A 24,898-nucleotide genomic window follows, 5' to 3' on the forward strand; every position below is an offset into this window, starting at 1 on the left:
AATGTTGATCATGCGAGACCTGCTTACAACGATATCTTCGATGATTGTGATTCTGTTTTGTTTGTCACTTTTGTTTGTAAGTGAAGAGATTGAAACAGATCAACAATATAAGGAAGAGGTTTCGAATCAGAACGCGAGTTATCAAAATTCACAGCCTCCTGATAACAAATCAATCGTGTTTAATAGAGTTCAGTCTGTGAAACTGGAACACGGGATTTTAAAGTTTTCAACGTTCGAGAATGAAAAATTCAAGGAGCATTTTTTCAAGATTCGTGATAAGAACGTCATATTTACGAGAGAAGCAGACGGTGGTATACCTTTGCATTCCATCAAATTTGTAGACAGTGGTTGTAATACTTTGTTGGTAACGATACCACCTTCGTTTGAGGTCGACGTCATGAAAGATTTGATCTCAAACTAAAACGAACCCGCCAGGAATTACCGAGGCGGGTTCACACATCATTTGTCAATAAAATGATCTTCTGCGATCTGAACCGATCAGAGGCGTACCTCTTACTTCACAGGCTCACGGTCTCGAAGAGAGGGAAGATCATTTACAAAATTTTGATGCGGCATTACATACCCCCTTTCCACTTATCTAAAGGATTATGAGACATTCCTTAGTCTCTGTGACACAGCTCATTTAAAATGGTTCGGAGAAAAATACTCGAATTGAAAATCGTTGTGATATGTTTATGGTGCTGTATAAAAGCGATTAGAATGCGATGAGGTTCGAACTCTCTTTGAGGGATGTGAAGAACTCGTCTGTTTCAGAATCTGAAAGCGAGTCTTGTTCTTGGTATTCCTTTTCACTGAGTGTGAGCTCACGAATTTCAGAAGCTAACAACTCTTTCATAGTTCCTTCGTCTTTCTGACCGAGTTCGTAATCAATGAAAGACCAGAGATCCGACTGGTTGGTTTCTTGATTGTCCTCAAATAACTCGATGAGTGATAATTGGCCTGGATGATTAAACTCATTATTAATTATTGGAGTTATATCACTATTCCAAATAGTTCGAGTTGGAATCACATCAATATTAATCGGACCAGGTAAAGTGTCTGCTTCGGAATCGACGGCTTGAATATCAAGGTTTTCAATTTCTTTATTTATGCCGGTGACGAATTTAAAATCAACCAGAGGAATTAGGGTTTGAAATTCGAACGCACCAATATCGACAGTTTCACCAAAGATCCGTTCATAACCAGTCCCACGTTGATCATTGGTTAGTTCTGCAGAAAGAGCAGCCTCATTATTACCGGCATTGATGGCAGCACTACCGGTGACTAATGCATGGGTTTTGGTTGGTCCCCCGTTGTCTCTAAGAACGGGGTCGAGTAACCCTTCTACGCTATCCTGAATGATACTGGTGTTGCTTGTGAAATTACCGATAATCTGGAAGAACGATGCAGCCGTATTTCCTGCCACAATACTATTGGTGATGGTGGATATGGTGAATTCATTCCAGTCAGGAGGAGAAGCGATCCCACCACCAGATTGTGCTGCTATATTTCCAGTGATAGTACTGTTTGTGATAATCAATGAACTTGGTCTGTCCAAAATAGATGTCAAATGGGTTGCTGATGTGTCAATTGCAGAAGCAGCAGTTCTGAATGAATAATTTGTGTTACCACGCAAGTTGCTGGGTTTTAAAGAATGAAACGTCGGTTCTATGTTCGTGTCTCTGTTCGTGTCTATTGCCCCGTTGATGAGTGATATCACATAGGAGTGTAATAAATACCCACCACTGTATTGGAAAATACCACCGCCTTTAATACCAGAGCGATTTCCTGAGACTGTGCTATTAATAAGTGAAAGATGACCTTGACTGCTGACTCCTCCTCCATAATATGTTGCTGTGTTATTTGTAAGGGTACTATTCATGATTGTAATGTTGCCAGAGGATGTCCTGATTCCTCCTCCTTCAGCAGCAGTATTTTCTAAAATTGTACTCTCCTCAATTATGAGATCACCGAGATTAAAGATTCCTCCCCCTACATCAGTTGCTGAGTTATTCTGGATTGAATTACCTCTTATTTCCATGAGGCCATCACTATTGAATATTCCTCCTCCGTTTTCCGCAGTGTTTCCTGAAAAAGTACTCTCGATGATTGAGAATCCCGTCTTTGGTGGTGTTTCAATCACATTTAGTCGAGTTACAATTGTGGCTGATGAAGAAACTACTGGCGTACCACACCAGTCGTGAAACTGTAAAGAATAAGCCTTGAAAATTCCACCACCAGAGTGAGCGGAGTTTTCGATGAAGTGACTGTTTGAAATACTAGTAAAGTTGTAAGTGGGTTCACTGGAATAGCGATAGACAGTTTTTGAGGGGTCGGCAAGATCCTGAATTGGTGTTACAACTGTATGATACAAGCCTGTGTGACCGAGCGTACCATACACACCTCCTCCATTCCCCGCAGCGACATTTCTGAAAAACGTCGTGCTAGAGATGGTCATATTCTGTACGTAATGGCCATGGCTCGAATGATAGATCCCTCCACCGTTTTGAGTGGCTTCATTTTCTGCGATCATACTATTTGAAATGGAAAGGATTTCATTGTTGAAAATTGCGCCACCATTGTCTGCGTATCCATGAGTCAGTGTGAGTCCACTGATCTCAACAGAAATGGTCGAATACATGCTGCCATCATCGATATTAAAGATCCGACTATTATAATTCCCATCAATGGTGAGTTGATCTGCATCGAGTCCGATAATTGTCAGGTCATCAGAAATCAACAGTTCATCCGTGAGAACAATTGTCTGGCCGACGAGGCTTGGGAAATCGAATTTAATAATGTCTGCGCCCGCGTTGGCATTGGCTTGTTCGATCGCTTCTCTGAGACTACCTTCTCCTGAATCGTTGGTATTCACAACTGTAAATGTTGTGAGCAAAGTACGGTCTTCTAATGATTCTGCGATATAATTAGAAAGCGAAGCATGTGAGACGCGGAAACTATGATGTCGAGAACATTTTCTCCTTGCTTGAATGCGTCTGGTAGAATTGGCCCTTAGCTTATTTGTTAAAGAAGTAAGCCAGTTGAATTGAAGCATCGTAGGAATATCCAGTTGTATGTCAGGTAGGTGAATATTTGAATTAATCTACGGGTGTTAATATTGAATAGGAACGAACTATTAACAACACTGATTCAAAGAATATCATTGATAATAAGAGAATAAAAGAAGTGATTTCAGGGAGAGAATAATGTTACTTAGTAGAAACTCCTGTAGGTAATAGTTGGAACTCTTGTGACGTTATGATCACCCTAAAACGGGACTAACGTTGTTTCATCCTTTATAGTCAAAAAGAACGAATCAGCTTCATCAGGCGTGGAATGCTCATCGAGGTCGATATACAATTCCCGGGATGGTAGATTACGAATACCGGGAGCCAGGGTCTCTTGCATCACTCCTTCGTCTTCATGTTCGTATCCCAACAGATGACCGAGTTCGTGCATGATGACGGACCAAAGATCCACTCGTCCAGCGGCATCACTGTCGGGCAGGGCGATGAGTGATAACTGGCTTGATTGAACGAACTCACCATGGTCAGTTGGAGTAGCATCAACAAACCAGCCGTATCCAGCGGCGTTGACGTCGATATAAATTGTACCGGAAACGGCACGGCCCAAAGTATCGCCTTCCAAGTCAATGACCTGAATGTCGATGTCTTCGAGTGTCTCGTTTTGGCTGGTGGTAAGCTGAGGACTCACATATTCAACAACACCGTCCAATACTGAGTCGGCAGCAGACTGTGAAAGAGAAACTGGTGAGGTCTGTGGTTCAGCCTGAGACGTATCGGCAATCAGTAGATTGTTCCAGACATCAGGAAAATTCTGAGGATACACGATCGTAGATTGATTGGATTTCCGCTTGCCATAGTTACTGGCAAACAAGATCAAATCTTTAAAGTTGACTCGATCACTTTGATTCAAGTCAGCAAACCAGGAATAATCTGAATTCGATTCGCTGGGTATCGTATTATAGACACTGGCGAATAACATTAGATCTCGGAAATTGATTGGGTCGTCATCGTTTAAATCATAGGGGTTTGCGTAGATTTTTGTATTGGGTAAGGAGCCATGAACCTCTTCGCTGGGAGGACCTCCTACAAAAATGATCTCTGGCTGGCTGATCAAAAAATCTGGACTTTGCGGATTCAGGCTCTGACCTTCTAGGTCCAGGTCGACTGCATCGTCAGAGGTGGATTCAAACCTGATGCGGGCAAAGAGCACATGTTGATCATCACCCACATCAGTCAGGCTGGTCGCCGCTGACAGGTTTTCAATCGTTCCAGTCACGTCATTGATTGTTCCTGTTTGATTCAATGTGAATGAAGAACCATATTCAATGCTCGTGGCTGTGGTAATCGCGGTGTTGTAACTCAAATTGAGTGCAGTTGATAGAATTCCTAAATCGGTTGTAGAAGGCGTACTAATCCAGATTTCTAACCAGTACCCACTCCATTCATCTATCCAGGCCAGGTTGTCAGGAAGCGAACTCGACTCTCCATTACCCTGTGTGGATGTTTTTGAATTGACGATTCGCAAATCGACCTGGGTGAAAGGTGATTGAACTTCATATGCACCGATATCGATTGTGTCACCAATAATACGATTAAAACCTGTTCCCCGTTGATCATTGGTTAAACCAGCATCAGTAGCAGAATCATTAGTACCAGCATTAATTGCAGCGCTACCAGGCAACAAAGCGTGTGTTTTTGTTACTCCGCCGTTATCTTTTAATATGGGATCGAGTAAACCCTCGATGCTGTCCTGGATAATACTGTTTGTATTGATGAAACTGCCAAAGTTATTCGAGCTAGCATTATTTGTCAAATTTCCAGCAACGATGCTATTACTGATATTATCACCAGGAGAAGACAGGCTATGAATTCCTGCTGCAAACTTAGCTGTGTTTCCTGTTAAAGTGCTACTTATGATATTTAAAGGTGATCCATATTGCGAGAAGATCGCACCACCATTTTTTGTTGCGATGTTACCAGAAAGTGTACTATTTCTAATGCTGACAGATCCATAATTGTTGTATATGCCACCGCCAAATCCATAACTGAATATGTCATCGCTTTCATCGATTGCACTATTTTCGGAAAGTGTGCTATTGATGATTAAAAGAACTCCACCCTCTGTGCTTCCAGATCTACCGTTGCTAATTCCACCACCAGAAATTGTTGCAAAATTATGAGTGAGCGAACTGTTTTTGACCGTAAGCGTAGTTCGGAAGTTTGAAATTCCTCCACCAGTTCTGCCTGCTGAATTAGCTTCGAATATGCTGTTAATTACCAACGCCTGTCCGTATTCAAAATAAATCCCTCCTCCTTCTCCGGTGACTCTATTTTCTGAAAAAGTGCTATTCATCACAGACGCTGTGCCACTGTCTCCAAAATTAGATGTTCTATAGTAGATTCCTCCACCGTGAGATGCTCTATTATTTGAAAAAGTGCTGTCAGAGATAGTCATGCTTAAGTCGGTTGTGGATTCATCTGGAGGAAGAGAAGGATAAAGAGAATTATAGACTCCTGCCCCTCTTGAAGCTGTGTTTTCTGAGAACTTAGTATTATTTACAGTGAATTTGCTGTCAAAGGTATGTATGCCACCACCTGACGATGAAACTTTATTCTCGAGAAAAAAACTATCTGTGATAGTTAGTGGTCCTGTTCTATGCTGAATTCCCCCACCGAAATCAGCTTCGTTTTTTGTAAACTTCGAACCTTCAATGTTTAACACTCCAGCACGGTGACTAATTCCGGCACCGCCAATCGCTTTGTTTTGTGAAAACGTACTATTGAAAATTGACAAGGTACTTTTGAGATCAAAAATACCACCTCCATCAGAGTTTTTTGCTTCATTCTCAGAAAATAGACTATTTGTAACTGTTAGTGTTGTACTGTTATTAAAAATCGCTCCGCCAAAAGATTGTGCAAAATTTCGAAGGAAAGTCGTGTTGTCGATGGTAAGTGTATTGAGACTATAAATACCACCGCCACTTAAGTTCATGGCTGTATTATCCGTGATCATATTATCGATAATAGAAAGACTTTCTTTGCTAAAAATCGCTCCACCATTTTGATCATAACCATTCTTCAGCGCAAGGCCGCTGATTTCGACATGAATAGTTGTGTCCGTGTTTCCATCATCCACTTTGAAGATGCGGCTATTATTGTTTCCACTAATTGTGAGTTGGTCTGCGCCGAGACCGATAATGGTCAGGTCATCGGAAATTACTAGCTCACTATCAAGAAGAATTGTCTGGTCAATAAGCGAAGTAGCAAAGGTAATTATTCCAGGCATTGAAGATGTATTTGCCAGTTTGATTGCTTCACGCAGTGACAATTGTCCGACTGAATAGTCACCATCGTCGAGATCAGAATTGATATCAACAATAAAGTGCAATGAGCCATCTTCTAAGTATTCAAATGCTCCAATGTCAACGATGCCATCAACGACTCTTGGATAACCGCTTCCACGTTGGTCTGTTGTAAGCCCCGCATTTGTAGATGCTAAATTGTTACCAGCATTGATGGCGGCACTGCCAGCTAACAGGGCATGCGTTTTTGTGGGGCCGCCATTATCTTTTAAGACGGGGTCGATTAAGCCTTCTATGCTGTTCTGGATGATGTTTGAATTGCCTGTAAAACCATTTTCGATTTGATTCCCTGATATGGTCGTATTGCCTGAGATAATACTGTTCTCGATCATTAACATGGGGTTGAGAACTAACGCATGGATCCCCCCCCATCCTTTTTCTGACTCATTTCCAACTATTGTACTATTTATTACTGAGAATGGAGAACTAATGTCTGCCCATATCCCTGCTCCTTCTCTCGAACTTATATTGCCAGAAATAGTGCTGTTATTGATCGATACAGTATTAGACCGATCGCTATTGATTGCTCCACCATCATTGCTAGCAGAGTTTTGTGTAAATGTAGAGCTGGAAATGAACAGAGTGCCTTTGTTATTTATCGCCCCACCATCGCTGCTAGCAGAATTATGGGCAAATGTAGAGTCGGAAATATACAGAGTCCCTCCACTATGGATCGCCCCACCGTCTCTGGAAGCATTCTTTGCAAATGTAGAATCGAAAATTGATAGAGTTCCACCACCGTGAGTGACCGCTCCACCATCGCTGCTAGCAGTGTTTTGGGTAAATGCAGAATCGTAAATAGACAGAGTCCCTCCGCTAGCGATCGCACCACCAACGAAATCCGATTTATTTCGAACAAATGTACTATCATGAATAGTTAAGTTTCCTGAACTATTATTAATTCCACCTCCGCCTACTTCTGCCTTATTATCGGAAAAGGAACTACTATTGACAGTCATATTACCATCCCGTATGTAAACAGCAGCTCCTGAAAGTCTGGAGTAATTGTCTGTGAACTGGCTGTTTTCAATTAAAACGTCTTCATTTTCTACATGAAATGAAAGAGATTTTTGGTGATAGATAGCCCCTCCTAAAGAATTTAAAGCTTGATTGTTGGAAAAACTGCTTTCGAGAATGGTCATTGGACCACTTTGATTATAGATCGCTCCAGCTTTCTTGGCTTTGTTTGACTCAAAAGCCGAGTTCGCAACCAAAAGGCTGGATACCGCGTCGGAATAGATACCGCCACCAGAAGATGATGCCTCATTTCCTATGAATTCTGACTGGATTATAGTCAGAGTTGCATGATCCAGATTTCCATTATATTGATAGATTCCTCCACCAAATTTAGCCATGTTGCCTGTCAAGATGGTATTCTCGACAATTAATTTTTCATAACTCAGAATGGCGCCACCATTATCGTTTGAAAAGACACCAGGATCACCAATTGAGTTTCCATTTGTTAATGTGAGATTTTTGATTTCGACCGAGATATATGTGGTAAAGCTAGCATCCCTGATATGAAAAATCCGACTATTGCCATTACCGTCAATGGTAAGTTGATCTTCACCGAGACCTGTGATGGTCAAGTCGTCTGTAATTTTAAGTTCATCCGTGAGAACAATGGACTGACCAGCGAGGTTGGCATCGAAGGTAATGGTGTCCGCGCCTGCGTTGGCATTGGCCAGCTCGATTGCTTCTCTGAGACTGCCCGTTCCGGAATCGTTCGTATTCACAACTGTGAATGCTGTTAATAGCGTACGATCTTCCAATGATTCTGTAACGAACCTGGAAATAGAAGCCTGTGCGAACAGGGCTTGGCTACTGCCGTTTTGTCTTCGACGTGTATTGCAGTTTTTGGAGTGATGGACGCGGAGCTTATCCTTCAATGAGGAAAGCCAATGGAATCGAAACATATGAAAAAATCCGGATGGGGATTAGGTAGGCGACATTTAAATTGGGTCAGGTTATGCTTGTGTATACTAGCATAAGAGGAAACAAATACAATGAATGTTTCATTAAGAATGCTCATGAATAGAGAGCATTAACTAAGAAGTAGGTATCTGACCTTATTGTAATCATACCTCTTTAAAACGGCACTAATTCTGTTTCATTTTGTATAGTCAAAAAGAATGAATCCGCTTCTTCAGGCGTGGAATGCTCATCGAGGTCGATATGCAATTCCCAGGATGGTAGGTTGCGAATACCGGGAGCCAGGGTCTCTTGCATCACTCCTTCAGATTCATGATCATAGCCCAAAAGATGGCCGAGTTCATGCAAGATGACGGACCAGAGATCCACTCGTCCAGCGGCATCACTGTCGGGCAGGGCAATGAGTGATAACTGGCTTGATTGATCGAACTCACCATGATCACCAGGTGTGTCATCAATAAACCAGCCATATCCGGCGGCATTAACATCGATATAAATTGTACCGGTAACGGCGCGACCTAATGTGTTCCCCGTAAGGTCAACGATTTCAATGTTGATATTTTCCAGTGTTTCGTTTTGGCTTGGAGTAAGCTGAGGACTCACATATTCAACAACACCGTCTAATACTGAGTTGGCAGCAGACTGTGAAAGAGGAACTGGTGAGGTTTGCGGTTCAGCCTGAGACGTATCGGCAATCAATGGATTGTTCCAGGCTTCAGGGAAATTCTGGGGATAGGCAATCGCCGTTTGACCAAGCTTACTTTTGTTGTAGTTGCTCGCAAACAAACTGAGGTCTTTAAAATCGACGCTATTATTTTGATTATAGTCGGCAAACCAGGAAAGGTCTGAAGCAGACTCGCTGGGGATGGTCTGATAAACACTGGCGAACAGCATCAGATCTTTAAAATTGATTGCGTCATCATCGTCGAGATCAAAGGGGTTTGCCCAGATATTGGCACCATCAAAATCTACTAAGTTCGTGGTGACTGGAATATTGCCATCCAAATGGACTTGCTGCGAATTGATATTGAAACCGAGGTCATAAGGACCGATGCTTCTTCCGGGAAGATCGAGTTCGACTTGGTCTCCAGCAAGGGGTTCAAATTTGATACGAGCAAACAGAAGATGGCCTGCAATTCCTAGGTCAGATGCATTTGTTTCGGCGAACAGACCTTCTACTGTTCCCAAAGCATCGTTAATTGTTCCTGCCTGATTTTGAGAGAAACCTGCACCAAATTCGATATCAGTTGCTGATGTAAATTCTGTAAGATAATAGAGATCTAGTCCTACAGAGAAAATTCCCTGATTGGTTGGACTGCTGGCATTGATCCAAATTTCGACCCAGTAAGAAGACCATTCGGTAATGGAATCCTGATTGTCTGGAAGTAAATTGACTTCTCCGTTTGCTTGTGTATTCGTAGGTGAGTCGACAACACGCAAATCAATATTTGCTGAGGCAATAATATTATCGACAATTGTGACTTCTGCCTGATTATCTGCAAATGAAACGTTGCGGCCATTGGTTTGAAGATTCGTTAAATTAACAAGAAACGATTCATCAGTTTCAAACAGAAAGGAATCGATGATCGAAATCATAATCGTTTTCGATTGTTCTCCTGGAGAGAAGCTGATCGTGCCAGACATAGCCACATAGTCTTCCAGGTCAATAGCAGTTTGATCTGTCGTAGCAAAATCAACGCTGACAGTTGTATCAACTGGCGAGTCCAGAGATACAGTCAACGTTGCGAAACCCGCATCTTCGTCGACAGAGATGTCGTCAATTGATAATCGGGATTGATCATCATCAAAGATCGTGACTTCGGCCTGGTCGTCTATGAGTGTGACATCGGTGCCATTTGTTTGAAGATTGCTTAAATTGACGAAAAAGACTTCACTCAGTTCTACCAAGTCAGTATTTACAATGGGAATTGTGATCGTTTTGGATTGCTCTCCCGGAGTGAAGGTCAAGGTATCTGATTGAGCAATATAGTCTTCAGTACCTGTGGCTGTCAGGTCAACCGTGTCAAAATCGACTGTAATGATTGCTTCAACTGGTTGATCCAATGAGACAATCAAGTCGACTGTACCTGTTTCTTCATTTACAAAAACGTCATTGATAGACATGGTAGTCTGATCATCATCTATGATGGTAACCTCTGACTGATCGTCGGCAAAAGTGACAGCAAGTCCGTTAGCTTGAATATTCGAGAGATTGATTTGAAATGATTCTTCCAACTCCACAGCATCAGTATCAATAATGGGAACGGTAATTGTTTGTGGTTGTTCTCCCAGAGTGAAAATTAAAGTACCTGTGTGGTGGAGATAATCTGTAGGATTTGTTGCTGAATTATCAACGGTGGCAAAATCGACGGTGACGGTCGTGTCCACTGGTTGGTCCAACGACACAAGTACGGTTGCAGTTCCCGCGTCTTCATTGACGGTAATATCAGTAATCGAAAATGTAGACTGGTCATCATCAACGATAGTGACTTCGGCCTGATCGTCTGCAAGAATGACATCGGAACTACTGGTTTGTAAATTACTGAGAGTCACAAAAAATGTTTCATCAAATTCGACTGCTGCATTGTCCAGGATCGTGATGGTTATGGTTTTCGATTGCTCTCCCGGATTAAATGTTAAACTGTCTGATTGGAATAGATAATCAATTGAATTTAATGCTGACTGATCTTCAGTAATAAAATCGATGTTAATTGTTGTGTTAACAGGATTGTCTAAAGAGACGGTGAGAACTGCTGTTCCATCCATTTCGTCAATCGAGATGTCATTAATTGTTAAATTTGACTGATCGTCATCGAGAATAGCGACTTCACCCTGATCATCGGCAAAGATGATATTGGCCCCATTAGCTTGAATATTAGTCAGGTCGACAAGAAATGTTTCTGTGAATTCCACAAGAGCAGTGTCAATGATATCAATAACGATCTCTTGTGACTGCTCTCCCGGATTGAAGGTGAGCGTCCCTGACTGGGCGGTATAGTCATCGGGATCGACGGCGAGTTGATCTGCGGTGGCAAAGTCGACGGTGACGGTCGTGGCGACGGGTTGATCCAGGGTGACCGTGAGCGTGGCAGTACCGTCAAATTCGTTAACGGTGACATCATCGATGGCGATGGTGGCTTGTTCGTCATCGAGAATGGTGACTTCGCCTTGATCATCGGCAAAGGTGATGTTGGCGCCACTGGTCTGAATATTGGTGAGATTGACGAGGAACGTTTCAATACCCTCAACAATATTATTGTCAATGATGTCCACAACGATGGTCTGGGATTGCACACCCGGATTGAAAGTGAGAGTTCCCGTTTGAGCAATGTAGTCATCGGGATCAAGGGCCAATTGATCTGCGGTGTCAAAGTCCACAGTGACCGTCGTCTGGACTGGTTGATCTAATGAGACAGTCAGGTTGGCCGTACCGTCATTTTCATTAACGGTAACATCGTCGATGGAGATAGTGGTCGCTTCGTCATCGAGAATGGTGACTTCACCCTGATCGTCGACAAAGGTGATGTTGGCACCATTGGCCTGGATGTTGGTGAGGTTGACGAGGAACGTTTCAACGCCTTCCACGATATCGATGTCATCAATGATGTCTACGATAATGGTGAGTGATTGTTCTCCCGGATTGAAGGTCAGGGTGCCGGTCTGCGCGGTATAGTCGTCGGGATCGAGGGCCAATTGATCTGCGGTGGCAAAGTCGACGGTGACGGTCGTGGCGACCGGTTGATCGAGTGAGACAGTCAGGGTGGCGGTGCCGTCAGTTTCGTTAACGGTGACATCGTCGATGGCGATGGTGGCTGTTTCGTCATCGAGAATGGTGACTTCTGCCTGATCGTCGGCAAAGGTAATATTGGCGCCATTAGCCTGGATATTGGTGAGGTTGACGAGGAACGTTTCGATGCCTTCCACAATGTCCAGATCATCAATGATATCGACGATGATGGAATGGGATTGCTCTCCCGGATTGAAGGTGAGGGTGTTTGATTGGGTGGTATAGTCGTCGGGATCGATGGCGAGTTGATCTGCCGTGGCAAAATCGACAGTGACAGTGGTGGCCACTGGTTGATCCAGGGTGACCGTGAGTGTCACAGTCCCGCTAGCGACATCTTCATCTACCGTCATGTCATCAATGGAGATCGTGGCGGTTTCATCATCGAGAATGGTGACTTCGCCCTGATCGTCGGCAAAGGTGATGTTGGCGCCATTCGCTTGAATGTTGGCGAGGTCGACAAAAAAGGATTCAATACCTTCGACGATGTCCAGATCATCGGTGATGTCGAGCGTGATGGTGAGTTCCTGCGCTCCCGGGGCGAAAGTCAAGGTGTCATTTTGGGCGACGTAATCAGTGGTACTTTCTGCTGAACCATCGGCAGTGGTAAAGTCGACGGTAACGGTGGTGGCGACGGGTTGATCCAGGGAGACCGTGAGTGTGACTGTTCCACCTGCGACATTTTCATCCACAGTCATATCATCAATGGAGATCGTGGCGGTTTCATCATCGAGAATGGTGACTTCACCCTGGTCGTCGGCAAAGGTGATGTTCGCGCCATTCGCTTGAATGTTGGCGAGGTCGACAAAAAAGGATTCAATACCTTCGACGATGTCCAGATCATCGGTGATGTCGAGCGTGATGGTGAGTTCCTGCGCTCCCGGGGCGAAAGTCAAGGTGTCATTTTGGGCGACGTAATCAGTGGTACTTTCTGCTGAACCATCGGCAGTGGTAAAGTCGACGGTGACAGTGGTGGCGACGGGTTGATCCAGGGAGACCGTGAGTGTGACTGTTCCACCCGCGACATTTTCATCCACTGTCATATCATCAATGGAGATCGTGGCGGTTTCATCATCGACAATCGTGATCGTAGCCTGATCATCTCCGATGGTTACAGCAGCTCCATTGGGCTGAAGGTTTAACAGATTCACCAGAAACGTTTCATCAGCTTCAACAATATCTAGGTCATTGTTAAGCGGAATGATAATGGTTTGTGATAGTACTTCTGGGTTGAAGGTCAGGGTACCTGTTTGAGAAGTATAGTCGTCAGGATCGAGGGCCGAACCAGGTGTGGTGAAATAGTCAACGCTCACCATGGTGTCGACCGGATTATCCAAAGAAACGGTAACGGAAACGGTTCCCGCATCTTCATTCACAATAGTATCTTGAATCGAGACACTGGCTTGATCGTTATCTCGAATCAGAATAGTTCCCTGGCTATCTGAAAAATTGACATTCACAGCATTTTGAATATTGCTCAGGCTAACAAGTAATGATTCATCATCTTCGACAAGATTATCATCTGTGATGTCAATAATTATGGTTTTCATCAAATCACCTGAGGCGAAGTCCAGAGTACCAGTTTGAGTGGTAAAATCATTAGGACTGACTGCAGTTAGGCTGAACGTGGTAAAGTCCACGCTGATGTCAGTGTCGACTTCCAGATTGAGGGAAACGGTCAGGGTAGCGGTTCCAACATCTTCATCTACTGACATATTATCAATTGAGAAGCTGGCCTGTTCATTATCCAGAATAGTAACTTCTGCCTGATCATCTGCGAAAATAACATTTGTTCCATTGGATTGGATGTTGAATAGGTTTATGAGAAATGTCTCGTCCCCTTCCACAATCATATTGTCGATAATGGAAACTATGATCTGTTGTGATTGTTCGCCTGGAAGGAAGGTCAGAGTGCCAGTGTTTGAGGCATAGTCAGATGTGTCAAATGCGGTCTGATCTGCCGTGGCGTACTCCACAGTCACGGTAGTTTCGACTGGTTTATCCAGAGAGACATCAATTAGTGCTGTTACACCATCTTCATTAATGGAGATGTCATTGATGGAGAAAGTGGCTTGGTCATCGTCCAGAATAGTGACGGTGGCTTGAGGATTCCCCATGAATGCATCAAAACCATTTGTTTGCAAGTTACTCAAGTTCACCTGAAATGTTCTGTCCCCCTCCACAAGATCGTTATCGATCAGGGGGACGACGATGGTTTGTTCTTGTACCTCAGGATCAAAAGTCAGGGTACCTATATGGGTCGTGTAATCAGTAGAGGCAATTGCTGATAAATCAGACGTGGAAAAGTCGACAGTGACAGTTGTGTCGACTGGTTGATCTAACGAAACTGTAAGAGTGGCTGTGCCATTATCTTCATCTACTGAAAGATCATCGATTGAGAGATTGGCTTGGTCATTATCTTCAATCGTGACTATTGCCTGATCATCTCCAATTATAATGTCGAGTAAATTTGCAGAAAGATTACGCAAGTTTACGAGAAAAGTTTCGTCATTTTCCACGAGATTGTCATCGGTGAGAGGGATAGTAAATGTCTTTGATTGTTCCTCTGGATCAAAAGTCAGGAGCCGTGATAAAGACTCATAGTCATGGGATGCTTCAGCCGATTGATCTGCTGTTACATAGCCTATACTGATGACGTTAACAACCCTCTTGTCCAGAGAGATCGTGAGCGTTGCTACTCCCGCGGCTTCATCTACGGACACATCATCGATAGAAAAACTGGCTTGATCATTGTCCCAGATCCTGGCTCTGCCTGTGTCATCTGCAAACGTTATATTAGCTCCATTTGCTTGTATATTGGAAAGGATGACAGAAAAGAATTCAGGATATTCGACCAGATCCGTATCATCAATGAGCGGGACAATGATTGTGTTTGTTCTTTGATTAGGTGCGAAGTTCAATGTACCAGATGTTGATACATAGTCTGAGGAACTGTATGCAGTCAAAAGGTCTGGAGGAATAGTTTCAACGAGATCGTTTGTGGCATAATCCACACTCACATTTGTTGCGACTTCTTTATCTAGAAGAACTGTAAATGTAACTGTTCCATCATCTTCATTCACGATTCTGTCATTAATGGAAAACGTTGCTTCTTCATCATCAAGGATGGTGACAGTTCCCTGATTAATTCCAATAATCACATCGAGACCATTGGCTTGAAGATTGGTCAGGTTGACGGTAAACGATTCATCGCCTTCTACAATGTCTACATCATTTATAATTGGAATAGTGATGGATTGTGCTTGGCTGTCTGGAGTTCCTGGAGTGAAAGTCAAAGTGCCAGACACCATCGAATAGTCGAACCCATTAAGTGCTGTAAGATCGGCTGTGGAATAATCCACGCTGATGGCTGCAGAGATTTCTTTATCCAGAGATACGGTGAGGGTCGCAGTCCCCATATCTTCATCAATAGATATGTCATTGATTGAGAGGCTCGCCTGATCGTCATTTAGAATGGTAACTATTCCCTGGGAATCACTTATCACCACGTCAGCACCATTCGCTTGAAGGTTTGTCAGGTTGACGAAAAATGATTCATCGTTTTCCACAAGGTCATCAACCATAATGGGGATATCGATAGTTTTTGAAGCCTCTTCTGCGGCGAAAGTCAGAGTGCCGGATGTTGAGGCGTAGTCGCTTGGATCGATAGCAGAATCAGCAGTGGTGGAGTAGTCAATACTGACAATTCTGTCGACCAGTTTATTCAGAGAGACCGTGATGGTTGCTGTTCCCAAGTCTTCATTCACGGAGACATCATCTATCGAGAAATTGGACTGATCGTCATCCTGAATCGTGATCTCACCCTGTGGATCAGCAAACGTGATATTTGCGCCATTAGCAAGAATGGTTGTAAGGTTCACCAGAAGTGTTTCAGCGTCTTCAACAAGATCATCATTGGTGATGGGGATGTCAATCTCTAACAATTCCTGTCCCGTAGAAAATGTCAGGGTATCTGTTAGAAAAGAATAGTCATTAGGATTGACTGCTGTCTGATCTTCAGTTGTAAAATCAAAGCTCACGTCAGTTTCGACTGGGATGTCTAAACTAACTGCGAGAGTTGCCATCCCATCTCCTTCGTTTACAGTGACATCGTTGATCGAGATTGTGGCTTCTTCATTATCCTCAATGACGATGATTCCCTGGCTTTTTACAATGGTCACATCAGCTCCATTGTCTTGCAGGTTCATTAGGTCGACGGCAAACGTTTCATCACCTTCCACCAGATCTGTATCATCGATAAGGGGAACCATGATGGTTGCCGACAGCTGTCCTTTAGAGAAATTCAGAGTGCCAGATATCATCGTGTAGTCGGAAGTATTCAATGCGGACAAATCGTTCGTCGTGTACTCTACACTGATAGCCGTGTCTACAGGTCTATCAAGTGAGACTGTCAATATAGCCATCCCACTGATTTCATCTTCGGACACAGTGACATCGTCGATTGTTATATGAGCCTGCTGATCATCTTGAATTGTGACTTCCGCCTGAGTGTTGTCAAAAACCACATCGCGACCACTGGCCTGAATATTGGTCAGGTTAACAAGAAACGATTCATCGAGTTCGACCAGTTCTGAATCGACAATAGAAACTGGGATCTCGATGGATTGTACTCCCGGTGTAAATGTCAGTGTACCAGAAGTCGCAAGATAGTCAGTAATATCTTCTGCCGAATTATCGCTGGTGGCAAAGTCAACACTGACATTAGTGTCAACGGGGTGATCTAGTGAGACCGTGAGTATGGCTGTTCCCGCATTTTCATCCACAGTAATATCACTGATTGAAATTTGGGCTTGATCATCATTGAGAATCGTCACAGTTGCCTGATCGTCTCCCATAATCACATCAGCATCATTATTTTGAAGATTCGTCAGGTTAACCAGAAATGTTTCGTCACCTTCCACGAGATTGTCATCACTGAGGGGGACGATGATGGTTTGTGATTGTACTCCCGGGTTGAAGATCAGAGTACCTGTCTGTGTAGTATAGTCATTAGTAGCAAGGGCTGACTGTTCGGCAGTGGCAAAATCCACACTGATAGCGGTATCGACTGGATGATTCAGTGAAACAGTAAGCATTGCCGTGCCGTCATTTTCATTCACGGAAATGTCATCAATCGAAACACTGGCTTGGTCGTCATCCAGGATTCTGACTTTCGCCAGAGTATCTGAAACAATCAGGTTGGTACTCGTGGTTTGGATATTAGAAAGATTGACTAAAAATGTTTCTGTACTTTCCACTAAATTCGAATCGACGATAGGAACGGAAATCGTTTTTGATAGTTCACCTGGAGCAAAGCTCATGGAGCCAGATGAAGCAAGATAGTCATCGTTATTATTTGCGGTTTCATCAAAGATCGAAAAATCAAAACTGACTTCGGCATCAATAGGGTTATCGAGAGAAACAACAACAGATGCCGTTCCATCGGCTTCATTCACGGTAATGTCATTGATCGAGAGAGTAGATTGGTCGTCATTAAGAATTGTGACTGTTGCCTGACTATTATCGAGAGTTGTCCCCAAACTGTTATTGAGCAAATGGACCTCGAATGTTTCGTCTTCTTCACTTACGACATCACCATTAACCTGAATTGTAATTGTTTGCGTTTGTAAAGTACCCGATGGATCTGCCGAAAAGTTAAGTATGTTTCCTTGTGATTGATAATCGGCATCTACTGTTGTTGCCGTACCATCTGCAGTTGTGAATTCAACAGATGCAATACTATTGAGATCTCCTGCAGTTCCACCAGTTCGACTAACCGTGAGTACGACATTTGTAGTGCCAGTATCACCCTCGGAAACTGACACATCATCGATACTCAACAGTGATGTTAAGAGTGTGCGATCTTCGAGTGGTTCAATAGCATGAGCACGATAGCTTTGTACCGACTGATGTCGACTCGTCGAGCGGGACCGTTGATTGTGTATTACGCGAGGGCGCGATGATTGACATTTCGAGGCAATTGACCTTAACCAGTTCGTCAACAACATGGATACAGAATCTTTCTGGAGTGTCTAATTTCTAGTAATGAGGTTTCTGTTCATGTGTATTACTAGAATGTTAGGTTAAGTGGAATAGGATGATTAAGCGAGATTTGTGCCTTCTAGTGCATATAATAGATTTTCATTATGTAAAAGCGTACCAATGCACTTGTTATCATTCCAGCACTTTTGTTTGGAATTATCTACGGTTTGAGGTTTTTCTAGCTCAACCTGCCATAACCGAGGTGGGCATTGAATCGTTGTTATGTGAGTAAATGTTTAGTTAATATGGTACTAACTGAATCCAATACAGGGTCTTTAAAAGTAAATGAGATGCTAATAGGACTCGCATGATCAATTTTTTGCGTTTTAATAGCTGGACTGAAACCAGAAAAATTTACCAGCAACGTCACGATTTATTTTTAGCAAGACAACGCACATAGAAAAAACAATCCGCTCAATGATTCTGGGAGTTTAAGAAATGCGCATCCTATTTAGACTGATAATTTTTGATATTGAAAGTCATATAAAATTATCAAACCATTTTCAAAATAATATAGTTACAGGGAATTACATGGCGCAGTATCTGGAGCTTAATTTGTTTTGTTTTTTAATGAACTAAAATACACATTTTGTTCGAATTCCAGATAGAATTTGATTGACATATTTCTGAGCCCCCTTATAAACAGTTATTAATCAATTGTATATTAATGAACTTATGTGGAAATTGCCTCCGTTCTGGTCAATTCGAAAAACATTTTTAAATCAATTCACAAGCCTATTCACGTCGACACGGCATAAGACACATTTTTCTCGAACGAAATCGTCCCTGAAATCATCGGTTACAGGTTGTTGCGATAGCTTTTCGTCATTTTGATTTTCAAGAAGGTTTTTGTATGCGCATTTTGTTTTTGATTGTGATGTGTTTAGGAGTTGCAGGTTGTGGAAGTAACACAAAGCAAGCAAGTTCCACAGCCTCTGGTACGATCAAGTTGGATGGGAAGCCTCTCACATCAGGCACATTAAATTTTTATCCTGCTAATGAAGGGAATAGTGCATTCGCAGTGATCAATTCGGATGGCACGTTCACAGTCAACACAAGTGCGGGAACGAGCGGACTGGAACCGGGGGAATATAGCGTTGTCATTAGTTATGAGGTGCCCTCAACTATAGACGATGAGAGTAACGAAGTACCTGGCATTAATCCTATTCCAGCGAAGTTTCGGAATGAGGAAAACCCTGAGATCTCAATCACGGTACCTAAAAGTGGTACAGATGCGTTGAGCATCGATTTGACGTCTCAATAACTTCTATTTACTGATTTTCCATAATGAACTGTTTATTTCTTAATATTTGTAAAAGGGCAATGTCATGAGGAGTCAATTCAAACGAGGATTCACACTAATCGAACTACTGGTCGTGATTGCGATCATTGCGATTCTCATCGCTTTACTTTTGCCTGCTGTGCAGCAGGCACGTGAAGCTGCCCGTCGTTCACAATGCAAGAATAATTTGAAACAGTTTGGGTTAGCAATTCATAGCTATGCTGAGACTCATGGTGTTCTCCCGCCAGGCTACATCAGACAACGTGGCAGTAACTCGAATAATTTTGCAAACTGGTCATGGGGAACCTACCTGCTTCCGTTTATCGATCAGGCACCGCTTTATAACAGTCTAAATCCAGGTAATGTCCAGATGGATAATGCGATCGATCCGACTGATCCTGTACACGGAGACTCTGGATCAAGGTTGCTCCGCTTGATGCAACAACCTGTGGTTTCGTTTCGCTGTCCTTCTGATGTCGGGCCTGATACCAACAGTAGCGGCAATAATGATCGCAAGCTGAGAGATCAGAATGGCTCAGTGCGTCATACTGCAATTTCGAATTACGTTGCTGTCAACCGCAGTCATGAAACCCAGCGTGGGGCTGGTGGAATACAAGGAGGACCTTTTTATGAGAACAGTAAAGTGAAGATCAGAGATCTGACCGATGGGACTAGTAACCAGCTATTGATCGGTGAGCGAATCTGGAAGAAGGTAGCGACAGTCACGACCAATAATCCTTATGCCGGAAACGTTTTTGGCGCTGCTGGCACGCGGCAAGCTCATAACGGTGGTGTTGCTTCAGTCATGGGATGTGGAAAGCGAAAACTCAACTGCCCTGAAAATAACGAATGCCGTCGCGGTTTCCTGAGTGCCCATGAAGGGGGAGTTCATTTCTTGATGGGTGACGGTGCCGTTCGATTCATCAGCGAAAACATCGATCACAATACCAACGGAGCCGTGAACTCGACTTTAGAGTATCTTATGGCAATTCAGGATGGCAATACCATCGGCGATTTTTGATTGATGAAGCGTTTTCTTTCGACAGTAACTGCCATCACAATGGGGGCGGTGTTGTCGTTGCCTTTGATGAGTTCGATGTTTGTGATTTTGTCTTGGCGTTTTGGCTTTGCTGTGAGGAAACGGATTTGCTGGCCGCGTAGTTGAAAAGCGAACTCACTTTCCTGTACGTCGGCGAGGCGGATCTAGTCGGCGAAGTGTATTCTGTTGAAAAGTTTATGATCTTCCGCCAGGTGATCTGTCTAGTGCACACGCACAATCATCGAGATGACCTTTTCTCTGCTGGCAGGGAAGCCCCAGTACCCCCCCCCAATTAACAGCTGAATTAGAGAATGCTGGCGTTGTGTTTCCGTGTGGATCTGTTAGTACAAAAGGAATTTCATTGAAAGTTTTAGGTTTTCAGTCGAGAAAAATCATTCAGTCCAGACCGTTCTTGTTGGTATGGAATGATAGGTCAGGTGCTGACTGCGGTGGCGTATCAGTCCAGCGGAATCGGAAGCAATCGTCCCTTACAGGTGTCGTGAATGATTTCATTCTCCCCAAAGTGTTATTAACGGTGTACTCACCCCTCGATTACGTGTATAATCTATCTTAATATCGAGTATTGTTCCTAAGACCCACCAAATGCGCTAAACGATTCCAGCGCGCTTTTGAATCTAAAACTTCTTCATTTTTCCACCAAGAGGATTTAAATCGATGCCAACATCTCGACCAATAACCCGCCGTAACTTTCTTCAAGGAGCCGCCTTTGCAGGGGCTGCTACTATTTTTTGCCCGTCGGCAAATCGGGCTTTCGGTTATCAGTCACCTAATGACCGTCCGGTCTTTGCGACCATTGGCCTAAGAAACCAGGGCTGGGCGATTACTTCGAAGTCGTTTCGCTTTGCTGATTTTGCCGCACTCGCCGATGTCGACGCGAATGTCCTTGAGACCAACGTAAAAAAAACAGAAAAGAAACAAGGTAAGAAACCAGATGCCTATCAAGACTATCGGAAAGTCCTTGATCGAAAAGACATAGATGCCGTGATGATCGCTACCCCTGACCATTGGCATACCAAGATTGCGGTTGAAGCGATGTATGCAGGGAAAGATGTGTACTGTGAAAAACCGTTGACTCTGACGATTGACGAAGGCAAGTTGATTGAAAAGGTCGTTAAGGAAACAGGCCGTGTTTTCCAGGTTGGCACGATGCAGCGATCTGAATCGGCACAGCGGTTTCTACAGGCCATTGCCCTGGTGAAAGATGGACGCATTGGTACGGTTAAAAAAGTGACATGTGGGATCAACAGTATGTCAGCTTCACCCACGATACCAGTTGCTCCAGTTCCCAAGGAACTTGACTGGGACTTCTGGCTGGGACCGGCACCAAAAGTTGATTACCGAGCTTTACCTAAAATGCGTAGGGGTTACGGTGGTGGCGTCCCGCTTTACAGCAATTGTCACTACGCCTTCCGAAACTGGCACGAGTACTCCGGTGGAAAACTGACTGACTGGGGCGCGCATCATGTGGATATAGCCTGCTGGGCGCTTGGAGTCAGCGACACGGGACCAAGCAAAGTGACGCCGCTCGAATTTACATTGCCGGTGGAATATAAGGACGGACACCCAGTGGTTCACGACCAGTACAATGCTGCCACCAATTTCAAAATTGGAGTGGATATGCCTGACAATGTAGAAATGATTATCACCAGCGAAGGTGATAACGGTATTTTGTTCGAGGGCACGAAAGGTCGGTTCTTTGTGAATCGAGGCAAGATCGTTGGGAAGCCTGTTGAAGCGCTCAAAGATAATCCGTTGCCGGAAGGAGCCATCGAAGAGGTTTACGGCGGCAAAGTCAGCGCGAATCATACCGCTAACTTCATTGAGGGTATGAATTCCCGCAAACAACCTATTTCTGACGTCTGGTCGCATAATCGTATGCTTGAGATCTGTCACCTCTCTAACATTGCCATGCGTCTCGATCGCGAACTCAAATGGGATCCCGACAAACGCGAGATCATCGGCGATGATCAGGCTAATTCATTTCTCTCACGCGAAAATCGTAAGGGTTATGAAATCAATATGTAACATGTGAGAGGAATTCGCGGATCAACTCGATGATTCTACGTCGCTTATCAGGTGATCAAGAGAGGGGGGCAAATAACATAGAAGTTTGCTTTAAAACTAGAAATAAGACCTTACATCAAATCGATGTAAGGTCTTTTTAGTATAATACCGGAGGTGGGACTCGAACCCACACCGGGTTTACCCCCACTGGATTTTGAATCTAAAGATGTGACCTTTTAAGGATGTTTCAATCACACTGAAATTGCTTTGATAGTAATATGTTGTGTGAATTTCACGCTGTAAAGCAATTATAGTCACATTGCATTGAAATTCTCAATTCTGTCCGCGATTTGTCCGCGGTAGATTGATCGTTTTAATAAGTTCTAGAATCATACGAAAAGTGAAATGGCTTCAGTTAACACATTAAACAATTCCCTAAAAGTGTTGTCGATTATATTCCTTTGCCATATGTTAAAAAAGAATGGTCACCCTCTAAATCTGTGATAAGAAACGTCGGCTTGACAAGTTATGAAGTTATGTGATTACTCACTGACAGCTTGAATTGGAGACTTGTTTGGACTTTGGGGACTTTCTTGATTATTAAAGAATGTAATTAGTTTCTGGACAGTTGTAGGAATGCAGATTGAGGAGCTAGGTTTAAACAAAGATTTATCTTTAGAATTGCGAATAATTCCAAAAAGATTTTGCGAGTTCTGGGTATTAAGAAATTGTCGAAGTTGATTGCCACTGAGTGATACGCCATCAATCAAGTCAAGATTAGACGATTCTTGGGGTTGATCGTGCAAATGTAGACCGATTGATTTCAGAAAAGGAGCTAACAGGTCTGATGAACTTTCGGCAGCTGAGCTATATCTAATCATTGGTGTCATCGGCTGTTTTTGTTGATTTGCTCCTTCTGGAGATTGGACTTGTCGATTTGTTACTTCAAATTCACAAGCTTCACGAATTAAGAAGAATATTCTCTTAATGGACGGCATGTTCAATCTGTTTAGTACACCCTTATGAGGCACGTCAACAGAATCGCAAGGCTCCCAGATACCCATTGCAGTGCGTGAAAGAAAGAGGGCCAGTTTGATGATCTCGGTACGTTGACGAGCATGATCTGGTAATGAAGCCAATTCGTCGAATGTGTGTGTAATTTGTTCTAGAGGTAGTTGGGTTGTTACTGGAATTCGCCATGCTGAAAAGAACCTCGCACTTACCTCACCGTGCGAAAGTCCGAAAGCTGCCTTTTCAGCTAAATCGAGTGACTGACCAGTTTTCTGGCAGTATTCAGTTAACTCTTGATGTTCATCGGGGAAGAGTGTTGCCAGGACGATGCGGCCGATTGGGTGTAACAAGGCGCACAGAAAAGCCGAACTGTCAAATTCGGCATACTGTGCCCGCTCAATTATACGAACCGTTTTGCTCGCAGCAAGACTTCGTTTCCAGAGTAGGTCATGATTAATCCACGGGATGTTACTCTTTAAAAGTGCCTGTCGCCCACCATGCATGATGGCTAGCTCTCCGATGCTGCGAGATCCCATTTGTGATATTGCTTTTTCCACGCTGTCGATCTCTTCGCCTTCAAGATTATTATGAACCATGTTGGCTACATTGATAATTTCGCCTACAAGTGATTGGTCTTGTTCGATGAGTGTTGCCAATTCAAACGTGTTGGCATTCTTTCGTGATGCCATTGAATATACGTCAAATGGAGTGTGCGATAGTGATAACAGTGTGTCAAGTTTAGACAATTGTTTAAAGACATTCGCTGGTGTTATTCGTATTCCATTTGTCAGACTGTCGCTTGTAGACTTAGCCTCATCGCTTTCTAGTTGTCCACTGAAAGATGTACCTTGATTTCGGTTGCTATTTTTCGCCACGATTCTCTCGTGTCGTCGCTCTACTAGACCGCGTGCTTTGGATGCTAGTATTTCATAGTTCGTTGGCTTGTAAGAGATGTCGTCGATTCCACGAAAAACCAAATCCTTCGTGAGGGCCGGGTCTTCGACCGCAGTATGAACCATGATCACTGGTCGTGATTCAATTTCAAGCATGTCCAAAGCAAGAGAGTGCCCGTTCTTGTGTGGCATTCGTAAGTCTGTCACAACCAGATCATACTCTTTATGATTCATCAGAGCCGATGCATGAAACCCGTCTGTTGCTGTCTTACAAACAAAACCTTCCTGAGTAAGTGCATACGAAATCATACGAGTTACGATCTTATCGTCGTCAGCAATTAACGCATGAAAGTCTATTTTTCCGGTTTGAGAAAACATGATTAAATCCTATCAATGCCTAATATTTCTACAATGTGAAATTGTTTTTTGTCTTGGTGGATATTCTACTTAAAAATCATTTTTTTATTGATATGATCTTATCGGTAATGTCAACTACAAAAAT

General features: G+C 43.4%; 8 protein-coding genes. 4 read left to right on the forward strand and 4 right to left on the reverse strand.

The window, feature by feature from the left end:
- The first annotated feature begins 10 nt into the window (after window positions 1-10).
- Window positions 11-421: a hypothetical protein gene (locus tag V202x_RS20485; protein WP_145178721.1), complete on the forward strand. Its 411-nt coding sequence runs from the start codon at window positions 11-13 to the stop codon at window positions 419-421.
- A gap of 294 nt (window positions 422-715) precedes the next feature.
- Here the strand turns inward: V202x_RS20485 and V202x_RS20490 are convergent, their stop codons facing one another.
- From V202x_RS20490 to V202x_RS20500, 3 genes are all read right to left on the reverse strand, one after another.
- A complete protein-coding gene (locus tag V202x_RS20490) occupies window positions 716-3,055 on the reverse strand; it encodes a choice-of-anchor Q domain-containing protein (protein ID WP_145178722.1) in 2,340 nt (779 codons plus the stop codon).
- Window positions 3,056-3,267: 212 nt separating this feature from the next.
- Window positions 3,268-8,304 carry a choice-of-anchor Q domain-containing protein gene (locus tag V202x_RS20495; protein WP_145178723.1) on the reverse strand — a complete coding sequence of 1,679 codons (5,037 nt, stop codon included), beginning with the start codon at window positions 8,302-8,304 and terminating at the stop codon, window positions 3,268-3,270.
- Between the two features lie 172 nt (window positions 8,305-8,476).
- Window positions 8,477-18,112, reverse strand: a complete 9,636-nt coding sequence (locus V202x_RS20500; RefSeq protein ID WP_145178724.1) for a Calx-beta domain-containing protein — start codon at window positions 18,110-18,112, stop codon at window positions 8,477-8,479.
- Between the two features lie 887 nt (window positions 18,113-18,999).
- Between V202x_RS20500 and V202x_RS20505 the strand changes: the two genes are divergently transcribed.
- The 3 genes from V202x_RS20505 (at window position 19,000) to V202x_RS20515 (ending at window position 22,513) form a co-directional block, all read left to right on the forward strand.
- The gene (locus tag V202x_RS20505; protein WP_145178725.1) at window positions 19,000-19,410 is read left to right on the forward strand and encodes a hypothetical protein; all 411 of its coding nucleotides are present in this window, start codon (window positions 19,000-19,002) and stop codon (window positions 19,408-19,410) included.
- A 64-nt stretch (window positions 19,411-19,474) separates the two neighbouring features.
- Window positions 19,475-20,449: a DUF1559 domain-containing protein gene (locus V202x_RS20510; protein ID WP_145178726.1), complete on the forward strand. Its 975-nt coding sequence runs from the start codon at window positions 19,475-19,477 to the stop codon at window positions 20,447-20,449.
- 693 nt (window positions 20,450-21,142) lie between these two features.
- Window positions 21,143-22,513 carry a Gfo/Idh/MocA family protein gene (locus tag V202x_RS20515; RefSeq protein WP_145178727.1) on the forward strand — a complete coding sequence of 457 codons (1,371 nt, stop codon included), beginning with the start codon at window positions 21,143-21,145 and terminating at the stop codon, window positions 22,511-22,513.
- 521 nt (window positions 22,514-23,034) lie between these two features.
- On the opposite strand, the gene V202x_RS20520 is transcribed toward V202x_RS20515, so the two are convergent.
- On the reverse strand, window positions 23,035-24,774 hold the full coding sequence (locus tag V202x_RS20520; protein ID WP_145178728.1) for an HDOD domain-containing protein: 1,740 nt from the start codon (window positions 24,772-24,774) through the stop codon (window positions 23,035-23,037).
- Between the last annotated feature and the right edge of the window lie 124 nt (window positions 24,775-24,898).

The sequence above is a fragment of the Gimesia aquarii genome, from assembly GCF_007748175.1.
In the GTDB taxonomy this organism is placed as follows: Bacteria; Planctomycetota; Planctomycetia; order Planctomycetales; family Planctomycetaceae; genus Gimesia; species Gimesia aquarii_A.

Bases quoted from the DNA above. Each gene is read 5' to 3' on its own strand.
- V202x_RS20485 (WP_145178721.1), top strand. From the start codon at position 11: ATGCGAGACCTGCTTACAACGATATCTTCGATGATTGTGATTCTGTTT.
- V202x_RS20490 (WP_145178722.1), bottom strand. From the start codon at position 3,055: ATGCTTCAATTCAACTGGCTTACTTCTTTAACAAATAAGCTAAGGGCC.
- V202x_RS20495 (WP_145178723.1), bottom strand. From the start codon at position 8,304: ATGTTTCGATTCCATTGGCTTTCCTCATTGAAGGATAAGCTCCGCGTC.
- V202x_RS20500 (WP_145178724.1), bottom strand. From the start codon at position 18,112: ATGTTGTTGACGAACTGGTTAAGGTCAATTGCCTCGAAATGTCAATCA.
- V202x_RS20505 (WP_145178725.1), top strand. From the start codon at position 19,000: ATGCGCATTTTGTTTTTGATTGTGATGTGTTTAGGAGTTGCAGGTTGT.
- V202x_RS20510 (WP_145178726.1), top strand. From the start codon at position 19,475: ATGAGGAGTCAATTCAAACGAGGATTCACACTAATCGAACTACTGGTC.
- V202x_RS20515 (WP_145178727.1), top strand. From the start codon at position 21,143: ATGCCAACATCTCGACCAATAACCCGCCGTAACTTTCTTCAAGGAGCC.
- V202x_RS20520 (WP_145178728.1), bottom strand. From the start codon at position 24,774: ATGTTTTCTCAAACCGGAAAAATAGACTTTCATGCGTTAATTGCTGAC.